The sequence below is a fragment of the Gordonia sp. NPDC003504 genome, from assembly GCF_053587995.1.
Genome location: NZ_JBSFPC010000001.1, coordinates 663,564 through 679,097 on the forward strand (window position 1 = coordinate 663,564; position 15,534 = coordinate 679,097).

The 15,534-nt window shown below is 67.9% G+C and carries 13 protein-coding genes; 5 read left to right on the forward strand and 8 right to left on the reverse strand.

Features of this window, described 5'->3' with window-relative positions; genetic code table 11:
- Positions 1–6: 6 nt before the first annotated feature.
- The gene (locus tag ACWDPV_RS02925) at positions 7–1,623 is read right to left on the reverse strand and encodes an adenylate/guanylate cyclase domain-containing protein (protein WP_449741676.1); all 1,617 of its coding nucleotides are present in this window, start codon (positions 1,621–1,623) and stop codon (positions 7–9) included.
- A 132-nt stretch (positions 1,624–1,755) separates the two neighbouring features.
- Here ACWDPV_RS02925 and ACWDPV_RS02930 point away from each other — a divergent pair, with 132 nt between their 5' ends.
- The gene (locus tag ACWDPV_RS02930; protein WP_449741677.1) at positions 1,756–3,249 is read left to right on the forward strand and encodes an alpha/beta hydrolase; all 1,494 of its coding nucleotides are present in this window, start codon (positions 1,756–1,758) and stop codon (positions 3,247–3,249) included.
- A gap of 48 nt (positions 3,250–3,297) precedes the next feature.
- Here the strand turns inward: ACWDPV_RS02930 and ACWDPV_RS02935 are convergent, their stop codons facing one another.
- Together ACWDPV_RS02935 and ACWDPV_RS02940 are read right to left on the reverse strand one after the other, a co-directional pair.
- Positions 3,298–4,641, reverse strand: coding sequence for an NAD-dependent succinate-semialdehyde dehydrogenase (locus tag ACWDPV_RS02935; protein ID WP_449741678.1), 1,344 nt, complete (start codon positions 4,639–4,641; stop codon positions 3,298–3,300).
- Positions 4,642–4,842: 201 nt separating this feature from the next.
- Positions 4,843–6,129: an adenylosuccinate synthase gene (locus tag ACWDPV_RS02940; RefSeq protein WP_449741679.1), complete on the reverse strand. Its 1,287-nt coding sequence runs from the start codon at positions 6,127–6,129 to the stop codon at positions 4,843–4,845.
- A gap of 76 nt (positions 6,130–6,205) precedes the next feature.
- Here ACWDPV_RS02940 and ACWDPV_RS02945 point away from each other — a divergent pair, with 76 nt between their 5' ends.
- Complete coding sequence (locus tag ACWDPV_RS02945) at positions 6,206–6,910, forward strand: hypothetical protein (protein WP_449741680.1); 705 nt, start codon at positions 6,206–6,208, stop codon at positions 6,908–6,910.
- Positions 6,907–7,752: a site-2 protease family protein gene (locus ACWDPV_RS02950; protein ID WP_449741681.1), complete on the forward strand. Its 846-nt coding sequence runs from the start codon at positions 6,907–6,909 to the stop codon at positions 7,750–7,752. Before ACWDPV_RS02945 ends, ACWDPV_RS02950 begins: the two co-directional genes overlap by 4 nt.
- A gap of 32 nt (positions 7,753–7,784) precedes the next feature.
- On the opposite strand, the gene ACWDPV_RS02955 is transcribed toward ACWDPV_RS02950, so the two are convergent.
- From ACWDPV_RS02955 to ACWDPV_RS02970, 4 genes are all read right to left on the reverse strand, one after another.
- Positions 7,785–8,132 carry a hypothetical protein gene (locus tag ACWDPV_RS02955; RefSeq protein ID WP_449741682.1) on the reverse strand — a complete coding sequence of 116 codons (348 nt, stop codon included), beginning with the start codon at positions 8,130–8,132 and terminating at the stop codon, positions 7,785–7,787.
- A 95-nt stretch (positions 8,133–8,227) separates the two neighbouring features.
- The gene (locus tag ACWDPV_RS02960) at positions 8,228–9,145 is read right to left on the reverse strand and encodes a cation diffusion facilitator family transporter (RefSeq protein ID WP_449741683.1); all 918 of its coding nucleotides are present in this window, start codon (positions 9,143–9,145) and stop codon (positions 8,228–8,230) included.
- Positions 9,146–9,354: 209 nt separating this feature from the next.
- Positions 9,355–10,458, reverse strand: a complete 1,104-nt coding sequence (locus ACWDPV_RS02965) for an FUSC family protein (protein ID WP_449741892.1) — start codon at positions 10,456–10,458, stop codon at positions 9,355–9,357.
- A 16-nt stretch (positions 10,459–10,474) separates the two neighbouring features.
- On the reverse strand, positions 10,475–10,915 hold the full coding sequence (locus ACWDPV_RS02970) for a DUF3151 domain-containing protein (RefSeq protein WP_449741684.1): 441 nt from the start codon (positions 10,913–10,915) through the stop codon (positions 10,475–10,477).
- Between the two features lie 519 nt (positions 10,916–11,434).
- Here ACWDPV_RS02970 and ACWDPV_RS02975 point away from each other — a divergent pair.
- Positions 11,435–13,573, forward strand: coding sequence for an Rv0361 family membrane protein (locus ACWDPV_RS02975; RefSeq protein ID WP_449741685.1), 2,139 nt, complete (start codon positions 11,435–11,437; stop codon positions 13,571–13,573).
- The gene (locus ACWDPV_RS02980) at positions 13,570–14,358 is read left to right on the forward strand and encodes a hypothetical protein (RefSeq protein WP_449741686.1); all 789 of its coding nucleotides are present in this window, start codon (positions 13,570–13,572) and stop codon (positions 14,356–14,358) included. Before ACWDPV_RS02975 ends, ACWDPV_RS02980 begins: the two co-directional genes overlap by 4 nt.
- Before the next feature lie 96 nt (positions 14,359–14,454).
- Here ACWDPV_RS02980 and fbaA read toward each other — a convergent pair whose 3' ends face one another.
- Positions 14,455–15,489, reverse strand: coding sequence for a class II fructose-bisphosphate aldolase (gene fbaA, locus ACWDPV_RS02985; RefSeq protein ID WP_348807086.1), 1,035 nt, complete (start codon positions 15,487–15,489; stop codon positions 14,455–14,457).
- Positions 15,490–15,534 lie beyond the last annotated feature (45 nt).

Consider the following 15,534-nt stretch of genomic DNA (forward strand, 5'->3'; position numbering starts at 1 on the left):
GCCGGGTCACGCCTCGTCGGAGCCGACGCGGTCCCCGATCTCGTCGATGTGCTCGACACCCCCGGAATCGTCGGTGTCGTCGACGTCGTCGAGTTCGTAGACCACCGTCTCCTGGGTCCGGCCCCGCAGCGTGACGGTTTCCGCACGGCGCCAATGCCGACCCTCGTCGCCCTTCACCGCATCCATTGCACGACCGGATGCCAAGGGGCGCAATGGGTCACGCTTGGCCAGCTCCGAGAGCCGGGCGCTCTCGTTGACCGGATCACCGATCACCGTGTACTCGAATCGTTCGATGGCACCGACGTTTCCGGCGACCACCGGTCCGTGGCTGATCCCGATGCCGGCGGATAGTTCCGGCACCTCCAAGCGCAGCCGCATCGAGATGTGCCGGCCCGCGGCCAACGCCGCCCCGGCCGCATCCGGAAGGGCCAGCGGCGCACCGAAGATCGCCAGCACCGCGTCGCCCTCGAACTTGTTGACCAAGCCCTTCTGTTCCTCCACCGCCGCCACGATGACCGCGAAGAAGCGGTTCAGGATCTCCACCACCTCCACCGGGGAACGTTGCGCCGCAAGGGTTGTCGAACCGATCACGTCGACGAAGACAGCGGCCACCACCCGTTCGACACCGCCGAGTTCCGGGTCCGATGACAACGCCGCCGCGGCCACCTCGCGTCCGACATGCCGACCGAATATGTCCCGCATGTGCTCTCGTTCACGCAGCCCGCCGACCATCGAGTTGAATCCGGCCTGCAGATCGCCGAGTTCGGTGCCGTCGTAGACGACGAGGTCGGCGTCATCGAGCCGGCCCGCCTGGACCCGTTCCATCGCCGAGCGGACACTGCGGATCGGCCCGATGACGGACAGACTGGACAGCAGGGTCAGGATCAGACCGGTGGCCAGCGCGGTGAGCGCGAGCACCATCACCCCGACGAACAGGTCGAGTTTGGTCGTCTCGGCGCGGAACGCGCCGAACATCACCACCAGCAGGATGCCGACGATGGGGATGGCCGATCCGACCATCCAGGAGGTCACCGATCGGCTGCGGACGCCGCTGCGTTTGCGTCGGCCGTAGCCGGCGCTGATGAGCTCCGCGGCCACCGGACGCAGGGAGAACTCGATCAGCAGCGACGAGATCGCGACGACCACCACCCCGCTGAGCCCGACGACGAAGAACATCTTGGGGATGAGGTCGGGGTCGGTTATCCCATAGGCGAGGGTGAAGAAGACCACCGCACCGGCCCACAGGGCTGCCTGGAGGCCGAGCAGACGTATCGGGGCGCGTCGGGCGCGGCGCGCGTCCTTCTTGGTGGGTTCCCGATCCTGGATGGCCCAGCGCAGATCGCGGACCACGACGACGGTACCGAGGACGATCCCGATGACGAAGGCGAACACCACGTACACCGGGAGCGCGATGAAGTTGACCCACCACAGGTTGCTCCGGAACACCGACGGTTCGGGAATCCCCACCGAGGTGAGCGTGATCGCCATGATCGCACCCACCAGGTTCGCGAACACGATCGACGACGTGAGCAGCGTCTGGATGCGGACGCGCTGTCTGACCCCGCTCTCCTTCGACGAGCCGAGCAGGATCGATCCGTAGTCACGTCTACCCGTCCTCGCCACCCGATCACCTTCTCACGACTCGCCCGAGGTGGAATCGATCCGGGCGTCCGGTGCGTGTAACACCCGCGCCGGTCATTCGCGATGCAAACAATATCGGCGCGATCTGGTTCTGCGCCGCGGATAGCAGTGTCGATGTCCGGTTCCCATGACGCCCACGTCGCCCCGGATGCGGCCGGATCGCCGATCGCATCCGGGTGGACGATTCACCCGCAACAGCAGCAGCCCTCCGGCCGATCACCGCGTCGTCGGCGCCTGCCGGGTCGCCGCTTGGTCATCCCGGGCATCGCCGCCGTGGTGACGCTGCTCCTCTACGTCCTCAGCGGCCTGATCACCGGCGGGAACACCGCCTCTGCGCTCGTCGGGCACCCGGAGGTGCTGCGCCCGGGCTGCACCTGGGACTCCTCGGGCAATTACGTGCAGAACTGCAGGGTGTGGTCGGCGTCGATGAACAAGTACATCGTCGTGCAGGTCCGCGCCTCCAACGGCAGCGACAAGGGCATCTACCTGCTCGACGGCATGCGTGCGGTGGACACCCATTCGGCATGGACCAGTGATGTGCAGGCCGCCAAGGTGTATGACTCGTCGACCGACACCACGCTGGTGATGCCGGCCGGCGGGGCGTCGTCTTTCTACACCGACTGGAACGGCCCGGCCGGGGCGAACACGACGATCAAGCAGGAGACCTTCCTGACCCAGGAACTGCCCGACTATCTGTCGCAGAACTTCGGCGTCAGCAAGTCCGGCAACGCGATCGTCGGGCTGTCGATGTCGGCGGGTCCGGCGGTGACCCTCGCCGAGAAGCATCCCGAGCAGTTCAAGGTGGTGCAGGCGATGTCGGGGTACTACCAACTCGACAACCCGATCGGCGCGCTCGGCGTGCTGGCGTCGCAGACGATCGTCTCCAACTACACCAACGGCATCGTCAACATGTGGGGTGCGCCGGGCAGCGCACAGTGGGCCGCCAACGATCCGTCCCGCAACGTCGACAAGCTGAAGGAGAACGGCCAGGTGCTGATCATCTCCTCCGGCAACGGATTCCTCACCACATCGGAGATGGCGAAGCTATCCCAGCAGGATCAGATCAGCGCGATGGCGCTGGAGATGCTGTCGGCGGTGTCGACGGTGCTGATGCAGTTGCAGCTCGCCCAGTCCGGGGCGTCGGTGATCTCGCTGCCCAACTACGGCGGCCACACCTGGACGACCTGGGACCGCAGTCTCACCGACGGCCGGGACGACCTGCTGGCCGCTCTGCGGGCGAATCCGCCGGTGACCACCAAGGCGCAGGTCGTCAGCGCCGGCGGTGACACCAACACCACGGGCGTCGCCGCGGCCACCGCAGCCGCACGGAACGGGGCGAGCACCACCGTCGCGTTGCCCACAGTGCTTGCGGCACAAGCATCTTCGTCAGGGGCATCGCCGTCGGTGGCTTCACCGTCGGGCGCGGCGTCCTCGGACGATCCGTCGTCGGGGACGGCCGACTCGTCGGTCCCGTCGTCGGACGCGGATGATCCGTCGACCTCCGCCCCGGCCGGAACGACCACCCCGGCCCATCCCGGCGCGAGCGAAAGCCCCTCGCCAGCAAGCGAATCACCGAGCGTCGGGGTTCCGCCGGGGGTTCGGCGCTGACCACCACCACCCCAGTGCGCTGACGCACCGGGATGGTGGTCGAGCGCGTCAGCTGATGCGGATCATCTTCTTGTTGACGAATTCGTCGATACCGAAACGTCCGAGTTCTCGTCCGAAGCCCGATCGCTTCACGCCACCGAAGGGTAATTCGGCACCCTCGGCACCGACGGCGTTGACGAAGACCATGCCGGCCTCGATCTTGTCGGCCACCCGCAGCGCCTGATCCGCGTCGGTGGTGAAGACATAGGAACCGAGCCCGAACGGGATGTCGTTGGCGAGCGCGACGGCCGCGTCCTCGCCGGCCACCTTGTAGACGGTGGCCACCGGGCCGAAGAGTTCCTCCTTGGCGACCGGCGACTCCGGATCGATGCCGGTGAGCACGCCGGGCGGGAAGTGCGCGCCGGAGCGTTCACCCGCCGAATCCAGTGTGGCGCCTGACTTCACGGCCGTGTTCACCTGCTCTTCGAGACGTTCGGCGGCGGCCAGCGACGACAGCGGGGCGAGTCCCTGCGCGGTCGCCTTGACCTTGTCGGTGAACTTGGTGATGAAGTCGTCGTAGATGCTCTCGTCGACGATGAAACGTTTGGCGGCATTGCAGGCTTGACCGGTGTTCTCGAACCGCCCGTCGACCGCGGCGGATATGGTCGCGTCGAGATCATCGGTGGACAGCAGGATGAACGGGTCGGATCCACCGAGTTCGAGGACCACCTTCTTCAGGTTGCGCCCGGCCACCTCGGCGACGGCGGCACCGGCCCGCTCCGAACCGGTCAGCGAGACTCCCTGGATACGCGGATCGGCGATGGCCGCAGCGATCTGATCGTTGGTCGCATAGATGTTGACGTAGGCGCCGGGCGGGTAGCCGGCGTCGAGGAAGATCTGCTGTAGCGCGGCCGCCGACTCCGGGCACTGCGGCGCGTGCTTGAGCACAATCGTGTTGCCCAGCACCAGGTTCGGACCGGCGAACCGGGCGACCTGGTAGTACGGGTAGTTCCACGGCATGATGCCGAGGAGCACCCCGACGGCACTGCGCCGGACGAATGCCGAGCCCTCGCCCTCGAGCAGGGTGATCGGTTCGTCGGCGAGGAACTTCTCGGCGTTGTCGGCGTAGTACTCGTAGATCGCGGCGCTGAACTCGACCTCACCCACCGACTGATCGAGCGGCTTGCCCATCTCCCTCTGGATGATGGCGGCGAGCTCATCCTTGCGTTCGGTGTGCAGTGCCGCCACCTTGCGGATCAACTCGGCCCGCTGCGCCACCGTCGAGGTCTTGGACCAGTTCGCGAATGCGTCGGCGGCCGACGCGATCGCGGCGGTGACCTGATCGTCGGTGGCGGTCGGGTATTCCTTGACGACCTCACCGGTCGCGGGATCGGTGACGGCGTACAGGCCCATCGGACACTCTCCTCGTTTGCGGGGTGGCCGGGGCGCCACCACCTGCTTCCACGAGGCTAACCAACATCACGCGGACATGCCGCCGATACCGCCGTATTGAGACACATCGGCAGCGGTTATCCGCGCTTACACGCCCAGGCTTCTGCGAATTCCGGGACTAACAGGACAGCCGGCAACGATATCCGCAATTCTCGCCCGCTTTCAGACGATGTCGCGGCGCACGATCGTCTGTTCGCGTCCCGGGCCGACGCCGATGCACGAGATGTGCGCACCGGACAGTTCCTCGAGACGCAGGATGTAGTCCTGCGCGTTCTTGGGGAGATCGTCGAAGGTCTTGGCCTCGCTGATGTCCTCCCACCAGCCCGGCATCTCCTCGTAGATGGGCTTGGCGTGATGAAACCCGGTCTGCGTCATCGGCATGTCCTCGACCCGTTCACCGTCGACCTCGTAGGCCACGCAGATGGGCACGGTCTCCAGGCTGGAGAGCACATCGAGCTTGGTCAGGAAGTAGTCGGTGATGCCGTTGACGCGCGTCGCGTAGCGGGCGATGACGGCGTCGAACCAGCCGCAGCGCCGGGCCCGGCCGGTGGTCACGCCGACCTCGCCGCCGGTCTTGGCCAGATACGCACCCCACTCGTCGAACAGTTCGGTCGGGAACGGGCCCGAGCCGACGCGCGTGGTGTAGGCCTTGAGGATGCCGAGCACGGTGGTGATGCGATTGGGTCCGATACCCGCACCCACCGCCGCGCCGCCGGCGGTCGGATTCGACGACGTCACATACGGATAGGTGCCGTGGTCGACGTCGAGCAGCGTGCCCTGCGAACCCTCGAGCAGGACGGTCTCACCGCGTTCGAGGGCCTGGTTGAGCAGGAGCCGGGTGTCGGCGATGCGGTGCTTGAAGTCTTCGGCCTGGGTGAGCACCTCGTCGACGACCTGCTGGGGATCGAGCGCGCGGCGGTTGTAGATCTTCACCAGGATCTGATTCTTCAGCTCGAGTGCCGCCTCGACCTTCTGGGCGAGGATCGACTCGTCGAGGACGTCGGCGACGCGGACGCCGACGCGGGCGATCTTGTCCTGATAGCAGGGCCCGATCCCGCGACCGGTGGTGCCGATCTTCTTGTTGCCCAGGAAGCGTTCGGTCACCTTGTCGATGGCCACGTGATACGGCATCAGCAGGTGGGCGTCGGCGGAGATCATCAGGCCGGTGGTGTCGACGTCGCGGTCCTCGAGGCCGCCGAGTTCGGTGAGCAGCACACCCGGGTCGACGACAACGCCGTTGCCGATGACGTTGTTCACGCCCGGGGTCAGGATGCCCGACGGAATCAGATGCAGGGCGAAGGTCTCGCCGTTGGGCAGCACCACCGTGTGACCGGCGTTGTTGCCGCCCTGGTAGCGGACCACCCATTGCAGCTTGCCGCCGAGGAGATCGGTGGCCTTACCTTTGCCCTCGTCACCCCATTGGGCGCCGATCAGCACGATCGCGGCCATGGTCTGTTCACCCTTCAGTTGCGTTCGTCGAACCGGGACAACCCTACTGGTTCGGCCTGCTCGATACGCTATTCCCATGTCGTTCGCCCTCATCACGTCCGTCCAGGCACCGTCGGTGGGCAGCTCTCGCCGGGCCCTGCGCGACGCCGTGTCGACGCGGATCGCCGAACCCGGGGTGTCGCGCCTGATCGTCGAACCCGACGCGGGCGGCCCCGGTGATGCTCCCGCCGCCGACGCGGCCGCCGCCTCCGACCGCTATCTCGCGCAGGTCATCGCCGCCCTGATGCTGATCGAGCGTCTCGACGTCGAGGTCGCCTACGTCGCCGACCGACCGACACCGGCGACCCGCATCTACGGCCTCCCCCACGGCGACGCGGCGCGGGACCTGGCCCGCACCGGACGGGCACGGGATCTACCGCTGATCCGCGACGACGCCGCGACGGTGCTCGTCGGCGTCGCCCGACACCTCGGCGCCGACGGCGCTCCCCTGCACGGCGAGAGTTACGCCGACGATCATCGGCTTTTCCGCGGCGAGGTGCCCGGGATCCGGATCGAGCCGACGCCGGGCGAGCCGGGACTGCGGGCCCGCCTCGAGCCGTCGGGAATGCGCCGGGTGCTGCGCCGGCAGCGGTGGTATCCGGGTCGGGCGGTACAGACCGGCGGGACGAACATCGTTGTGGAACGCGAGGGTGAGCTCACCGAGCGGGTGGTCAAGCGCTCGACGTACTACCGTCACCACGTGGATCTGAAACTGGTGCTGCCGTCCGGAGAATCGTCATGACCGGCCAGGGCTTCGAGCGGCGACGCACGCCGACGATCACCGAGATCGGCCGGGCGGTCCAGCCCGGGGCGATCTTCCTCGGCCTGATCGCCGTGGCCATCGTCGGCGGATGGTTGTGTGCCACAGCAGGATTCGATCGCGCTTCGGGTAGGGCCACCGCGGGCATGCTGCTGCTGGTGCTGTCCGGCTGGGTGATCTCGCTGTGTCTGCACGAATTCGGGCACGCGGTCACCGCCTACCGATTCGGTGACCGGGACGCCGAACTGCGCGGTTACCTGACCCTCAATCCGCTGCGCTACACCCACCCCGGCCTGTCACTGGGATTGCCGCTGCTGATCATCCTGATGGGCGGCATCGGATTCCCCGGCGGCGCGGTGTATCTGAACGAGCGCGGCTTCACGCGCGCACAGCGCACCCTCGTATCGCTGGCCGGACCGGCGATGAACATAGTGCTGGCGATCATCCTGCTTGCGGTGATCCGGGCGTTCGGGCCGTTCACCGACAGTCCGTTCGGGGTCATCATCACCGACCCGTCCACCATCAACCTGTGGGACGGACTGGCGATGCTGGCGTTCCTGCAGATCACCGCCGCGGTCCTCAACCTCATCCCGATGCCGGGATTCGACGGGTACGGGGCCATCGAGCCGTATCTGTCGCCGCAGACGCGGCAGTCGGCCGCCAAGATCGCACCCTACGGCTTCCTGATCGTCTTCGCGCTGCTGTTCATCCCGGCACTCAACAAGGCCTTCTTCGACGTCATCTTCTGGCTGTTCGAGCTGTCGGGTGTGCCCTCCCAGCTCGCCGGCTGGGGCTGGGAAACCTTCCTGTTCTGGCGCCGCTGACCTCATGTTCCGGCGCCGGCCGCCGCACCCGATCAGACCGGGCGCACCCACGATCGGGTGTTGACGCCGGAGCCGATGTAGCTGCCCTTGCCGCAGTCGGTGGCGGTGAATCCGCTGCCATCGGTCGCCGGACTGGTGCGGTGATAGAAGACCCGGACGCCGGCGGTCTCGCCGGTGTTGCGGCCCAGACCCACGCAGTCGAGTTCGAGGACGGCCCGGACATTGGCCGGGCAGTTGATGGACGCGCCCGCCCAGTAGTTGTAGATCGAGCAGTCGCGCACGGTCGCGGCCTGACCGTCGCCGGCGCCCAGGGTGGCAGCCGTGCCCAGCGCCATACCCGCGATGGCCGTGGTGGTGCAGAGTCGTCGGATGATGCTCATGGGTGATGCCTCTTTTCCGGATCGGGTGGTGAACTCCTACCGGAGGATTCGCGACATACGCGACATTCGTTACCTCGGCAAACGAAACCGCGGCCCTACCACCGCAGTTCGTCGTGGCATTTGTGCTGCTGATCCTCGGGATCCACCTGCACCGTCGCGTGTTCGAGTCCATGACGGGTGAGCACCTGCCGGGCGGCCGAGAGCACCTCGGCGCCCTCCCGCGAGCTCCCGAGATGCACCGTGGCGACGTCCATCCCGGTGGTCAGCGACCACACGTGCAGATCGTGGACGTCGTCGACGCCGGGAATGGCCGCGAGTTCGGACCGTAGCGCATCGACGTCGATGTGCGAGGGAGCCTGCTGGTTGAGGATGCGCAACGCGTCGATGGCCAGCCGCAGTGCGCGCGGCACCACCCAGAGGGCGATGCCGACGGCGACGATGATGTCGGCGTAGCCCCACCCGGTGGTCAGCGCGACGATGCCGGCGACGAGCACGCCCACGCTGCCTACGGCGTCGGCGAGGACCTCGAGGTAGGCACCGCGCACGGCGATGGAGTCGCGGGAATCGTCCCGCAGCAGCAGCATGACCGCGAGGTTCACCGCGAGCCCGATCAGTGCGACGACGATCAACGTCAGACCCGGGACCTGCGGGTCGGAGCCGATCCGCTCGATGGCCTCGTAGAGCACGAACGCCGCGACCCCGATGAGCAGTACCGCGTTGGCGACCGCGGTGAACACCTCGGCCCGGTGCCAGCCGAAGGTCCGGGTGTCGGTGGTCTTGCCGTGCCGCGCGAGCAGTAGTGCGGTCAGCCCCATGAGCAGCGCGACGACGTCGGTCAGCATGTGCCCGGCGTCGGCGATGAGGGCCAGGGAGTCGACGGCGATGCCGACGGTGAGCTCCACGACGAAGTAGGTGCTGATCAGACCGACGGCCACGGCCATCGGCCAGATCCGTCGATGCGCGGCCGAGGCGGCGTCGACGTGACCGTGCGAGTGCGAATGTGAATGTCCCATGACCCAGCCAATATATGCACGAGTTCGCATATATGACAAGAGTTAGGGTCGGCTAAGTGGGTGGCGCGATCGCTCCTGACCCGCGCGGTACGCCCATAGTCACGCGGTTAGCGCAACGACCGCGTAAGTACGCGGACTCCGCGTCGAGCAGCAACAACCGCGCCAACTCCGATGCCCGCCCGGCAACCGACCGCCGACCGCGCGGATCTTCAGCGCAGCGTCGCCACCGCCGACGACCGTCGCAGTCCCGCCACCATCAGCAGATCGACGAGCAGCGACCGAATCTCGGCCAGCAACGCCGTCTCGGCCATGCCACGCTCCTCGGCCAGTTCCATCCGCGCCTTACGGGCGATGGTGCGCAGCACCCGTGCGGCGTCGGCGGCATCGGGCGATTCGCCGGGATCGGCGAGCATCATCTCCCGCAGGATCTCGAACGCATCCGCGAGGTCGCCGACGATCTCGATGAGTTCGGGACGCAGTGGTTCGCCCCGCTGCGTGATGCCCAGCGCACGTCGGGCGATGATGCGGAAGTTGCGGACCCCGTTGTCGATCGGGTCCGCGGTCGCCGAGATTCTCTGGAGTCGCATCCGCGAGCCCCAGTACAGCGGCGAGAGCGTGCTGATCTCCCGGCCACCGCTCATGTCCTGCCGCATCGTGTTGATCGCGCCCTGCGTACCGCGGCCCTTCTCCAACGCGGCGAGCACCAGTTCCTGGTCACCGGCGCGGAGTCCGTCGGCGAGCTGACGGGCGGCATCACGGACCGTGGCGAGCACCCCGGCCGCGTCACGACGCGCTCGGGCCGCCGGGTTGGCCGGCAGCAACGCCCCGACGAGGATGCCGATCAACCCACCGGTGAGCGCGTCGATCGCGCGGTGGAATCCGCCGATCCCCCCGGGCGGCAGCAGCGTGGCGACCAGGACCGCCGACGACGCCGCCTGCATCGGGATCAGCGGCCCGTCGTCGAGGAACACCGCGACCGCCATGGCCAGGGCCACCACGACGACGATTTGCCAACCGCCACTTCCTATTTCGACGATCAGCAGATCGCCGACCAGGATGCCGATGGTGACCCCGGCGACCAGTTCGACCGATCGGCGCCACCGGCGGCCCAGCGACAGACCGAGCGAGATGACCGCGGCGATCGGCGCGAAGAAGGGTTGTGAATGACCCAGGACGTCGAGGGCGAACCACCACGCCACCCCGGCCGCGATCGAACACTGCAGGATCGGTACCGCCGACAGGTAGAGCCGGCGGATCCGCACCCGCAGGAGCCGCGGCAGCGCCTCGTATCCGCCCCGCACCCGCGACGTCAGCGACGTCACCGACGGGTCAGCTCAGCCCGAGGTGATCGACGGCCCTCGGGTCGCTGTCGTTGAGCAGATCGAGGCACCGCAGGTATTCGTCCTCTTCACCGATCGCCTGCGCGGCCCGGGCGAGCGCACCCACACACCGCAGGAATCCCTGATTCGGTTCGTGACTCCACGGCACCGGGCCGAAGCCCTTCCAGCCGTGGCGTCGCAGTTGGTCGAGCCCACGGTGATATCCGGTTCGGGCGTAGGCGTAGGCCTCGATCACCTTGACGGTCTCGGGTTTCTGGGCGCCCTGTGTGGCCAGTGCACGTTCGGCGAGGTAGGCCCACGCGATCGACGCGGTCGGATGCGTTGCCGCCACCTCGGCGGGTTCGGCTCCGTTCAGCAGGTCGGATTCGGCATCGTCATCACCGGTCAGGAGCGTGGGTTGCGGTCCGAGGAGGTCTCCGAAGGAAGTCACCCCACCATTCAATCACCGGACTTCTCGGCGGGACGTCCGGTCGTCTCGATGGCACAATGCCCCGAAGGTCTCCGATGGGCGTTCCTCGCCGCGTCGATCGCGGTCTCCCCAGCGGAGAGATGGCAGATCGATTCGCTAGTGTGAATGGCGCACTTCGTCGAGTCGGGATGTGCTTCGTCGCTCCACTCGGGGCGACGTGAGTCTTTGTGGGTATGTCGAGCCTCGTGTTCGAAGAAGGTGTGGTGATGTCCGATGACGCAGTCTGACGATCAGAAGTCGGCTGTCACCAGGGCTTTTTCAAAGCTGCGGAAACTGCGTGAGCGTGGCGGCGATGCTGCCGGATCGAGCAGCGCAGCACCGACGCCACCGCGCCCGGCAGGTCCCGCACCTCGACCTCAGCAGGGACCCCAGCAGGCCGTTCCGCCCCGTCCGCAGGGCGGCCCCGCGCGCCCCCAGGGTGGTCCGGCGCGAGGACCGCAGGCCGGGCGTCCGGCCGGTGACAGTCCCTCAACGGCGCCGATGCACGCCACGACCGCACCCCATCCGACCGCCGGAGCCGGACGGAGGCCGTCGGATCAGCAGAGCGCACCGGGTACGAAGCCGGGGCGGGACTCCTCCACCGAGAGCCCGCATCCCCGGCCGCGCGGCGGGCGCGGTATCGATTCGGCGACCAAGGTGATCTCACGCGCCAGCCTCCCCGACACCACGGACCTCGACGACCTCGAGGATGTCGAGGTCTACGGCAGTGGTCCGGAGTCGGTGGATGCGACCGACGCGGCCGCAGCCGATTCGAGCGACACCGTCGAGCGGGAGAGCAGCACCGAGACCGCTGACACCGCTGAATCGGACGGCACCGCTGAATCGGAGGGCACCGCCCAAACCGCGAGTGACGCCGAATCCGCGGTTCAGGCAGAAGTTGAGACCGATGCCCCGGCGCCCGCCGCGGAATCGGCTGCCACCGAGACCGCGCCGAGCGAGACCGACGACGCCGTCGTCGCCGAGGACACCGAGCCCGTCGCCTCCCCCGACGACGCCACAGTGACCGACGAGAGCCCGTCGACCGAAAGCCCGTCCGCCGAGAACGCGGACGACGCAGAATCTGCCGATGCCGATACCGATGCCGACGCAGCCTCGGATGACGCCACCCCGGATGACGACGGTTCCGGTCACGGCACGGCCGTCGCGGCAGGTGTCGCCGCGGGCACCGCAGCCGCAGTCGTTGCCACCACGGATGACGACGACGATGCGACCGAGACCGCCACCACCGATGAATCGGCCCTGGACGCGCCCGCCGAGGACGCCCCGCAGGGCGACGACGTCGCCGAGGCACCGGCACAGGAATCCGAGGAACCCGCCGCCGAGGTCGAGAGCGACGACACCACCCCGAGCAACACCGAAACCGCCACCACCGAGCCCGGTGGGGCGGAGCAGGCCGAGCCGGATCAGGGTGAGCCGGATCAGGGTGAGCCGGTGCCAGCAGACGCCGCAACCGATGCGGATGCGCCCACCGTTGCCGAGACCGAGGCCGGCGACCCCGAGACCGCAGATACCGAGACCGTTGACTCCGACGCCGGATCAGATGCGGTAGCGGAGACGGGATCGGAGACCGAGGCCGGCGTCACCGAGACCGCAGATATCGAGTCCGCAGAACCCGAGACCGCAGAACCCGAGACCGCAGAACCCGAGACCGCAGACACCTCGGATGAGGCCGACACCGAGGCAGACTCGGCGATAGCGGAAGATACTGTCGCGGAGGCGGATTCCGACACGGCGGACGACACCGTCACCGAAACCGATTCCGCCACAGCCGAAGATGCGGTCACCGATACCGACATCCCCGACACCGACGCAGCAGAGGCCGCCGTCGCCGAGGCCGCCGAGGATGAGGCGGAGGTCGACGAGCGGGTCGCCGACGAGGTTGATGCGGCAGACGTCGCCGAGACCGAAACCACCGACACCGCAGACGATGTCGCGGGCGACGATGCCGACACCGTCATCCTCAACAAGGCATCGCAGCAATCCGGGGCCCCGCAGCAGGATGAGCAGTCGGCCACCAGGGGCGCCGGTGCAGCGGTCGCCGGTGCAGCCGTGGCCGGGGGTGCCGTGGCCGCAGGTGCGTCCGCCGCCAAGGCCTCCGCCGGATCGGCGACTGCAGGCTGGTCGACGACAGCCCATCAGCCGCAGGTCATTCCGGGTACGCAGGAACCCAAGAAGGCCACGCCCCGGAAGGGCCGCGGTGCACTGCTCGCCGTTCTCGGGATCATCATCGCGCTCGTGGTGATCGCCGGAGGTATCTTCGCCTACTTCCAATTGCGGCCGGTGGCACCGGAAGACGAGGCGGCCGATACCGCCACCACCTTCACCACCGCTCTGTACGAGGGCGATCTCGCGACGCTTCGTGACGTCACCTGTGGCGCGAAGTTGGCCTATTACACCAACATGAACGACGCGGACTGGACGAAGCTCTACCAGACCCAGAAGGCCAAGAACGAGCTGACCAAGGTCGAGTCGGTCAATGCGGTGCGCATCGACGACGGCGGCAACAGTGCGGTCGTCGAGGTCACCGCGCTGAACACGAGCACCCCGGACCAGCCACAGCGGGTTGCCATCAATCTGCAGAAGCAGGGCGATGACTGGAAGGTCTGCGATCCGCAGTGACCGGTGATCGCGCCGCGGGCGATCCGTCCGCGGCAGACCCCGGTCACGAGGCCGCCGAGACGCGCCGGATCGACGGTCGCGGGCGCCACCAGCGGCCCATTCCGCCGCCGGACCGTCCACCGCTGCCGATGGGGACGCGTCCGGCCGCACCCGATGTCCGCGGCCCGATGCCCGGTGCGCATCATGCCGACGCTCTTGCGCGTCCGGTTCCGGGCCCACGTGCCGACGGCCCTGTCCCACCCGGGGCTCCACCCATTCCATCCGCGGCTCCGCCAGCCCCACTCGCGGCTCCAGCCGTCCCGCCCGGGGCCCAGCCCGTTGCACCCGAGGCCCCAGCGGCCCCGCCGCAGGGCCTCCCCGTCCCGGCGGCGGTCATCGCCGGGTCCGACGATCCCACTCCACGACTGCCGCAGCCCAGTGAACCCGCACCGACCGCGTTCCGCGGTCCGCGTGCGCCGGGCTCCCCGCAGGCCGCTGCGCCCGCGCCGCAGATCGCCGAACCACGTCCGGCCGGTCCGCCCGCCGCAGGCCCCCATCCCATCGATCCCCGCGCCGCCGCCGATCCCCGAGCCAACGATCCCCGCGGCACCGATTCCCGCGCCGCTGATCCCCGCCGCCCGGTCCGCGGCCCCCACGACTCGGCCGGTCGCCCGTCGCCGTCCAGGGCCACCTCTGCGTCGCCCGGCCACACGCGCAAGCACCGACCGGATCTGTTGATCATCACGGCGGCCACCGTGATGGTGCTGCTGGCCATCGGAGTCCTGGTCGGGCTTCTCACCCTCTGAGGCCGAGCACCCGTCGCCCCCGACACGCCGACGGCGCCCCGGAATCATCCGGGACGCCGCCGTCGGTCTGTGCCGGGTCCCCTCGGACCCGTCAGGTCATGCGCTAATCGACTTGCCCACCGACTTCAGGTCGGTGCAGGCCTCGACGACGCGCTCACTCATGTTCGCCTCGGCCTTCTTGCTCCACACACGCGGGTCGTAGGTCTTCTTGTTGCCGACCTCGCCGTCGACCTTGAGCACACCGTCGTAGTTCTCAAACATGTGCCCGGCGATGGGTCGCGTGTAGGCGTACTGGGTGTCGGTGTCGACGTTCATCTTGACGACGCCGTAGCTCAGCGCCTCCTCGATCTCGCTCTTGAGCGATCCCGATCCGCCGTGGAAGACGAAGTCGAACGGCTTGGATCCCTCGGCGAGGCCCAACTTCTTGACGACGACCTCCTGACCGGTCTTGAGTACGTCGGGACGCAGCTTCACGTTGCCCGGCTTGTAGACGCCGTGGACGTTGCCGAAGGTGGCGGCGAGCAGGTAGTGACCCTTCTCACCGGTTCCCAACGCGTCGACGGTCTTCTCGAAGTCCTCGGGGGTGGTGAACAGCTTGTCGTTGATCTCCGCCTCGACGCCGTCCTCTTCACCGCCGACCACACCGATCTCGCATTCCAGGATGATCTTGGCCGCGGCCGCCTTGGCCAGAAGCTCCTGCGCGATCTCGAGGTTCTCGTCGATCGGCACGGCCGAGCCGTCCCACATGTGCGACTGGAACAGCGGGTTCTTGCCGGCGTCGACGCGTTCCTGGCTGATCGCCAGCAGCGGCCGCACGTAGGTGTCGAGCTTGTCCTTCGGACAGTGGTCGGTGTGCAACGCAATCGTCACGCCGTACTTCGCGGCGACGACGTGCGCGAACTCGGCGAGTGCCACCGCACCGGTCACCATGTCCTTGACGCCGAGCCCGGAACCGAACTCCGCGCCACCGGTCGAGAACTGGATGATGCCGTCGCTGCCGGCGTCGGCGAAACCCTTGATGGCCGAGTTGATCGTCGACGACGACGTGCAGTTGATCGCCGGGAACGCGTAGCCACCCTCCTTCGCCTTGGCGAACATCTCGGCGTACTGCTCTGGGGTTGCTATGGGCATGTCACGTCCTCCAACCGGGTAGGCGTCTTCTCACCGTGTGAGCGG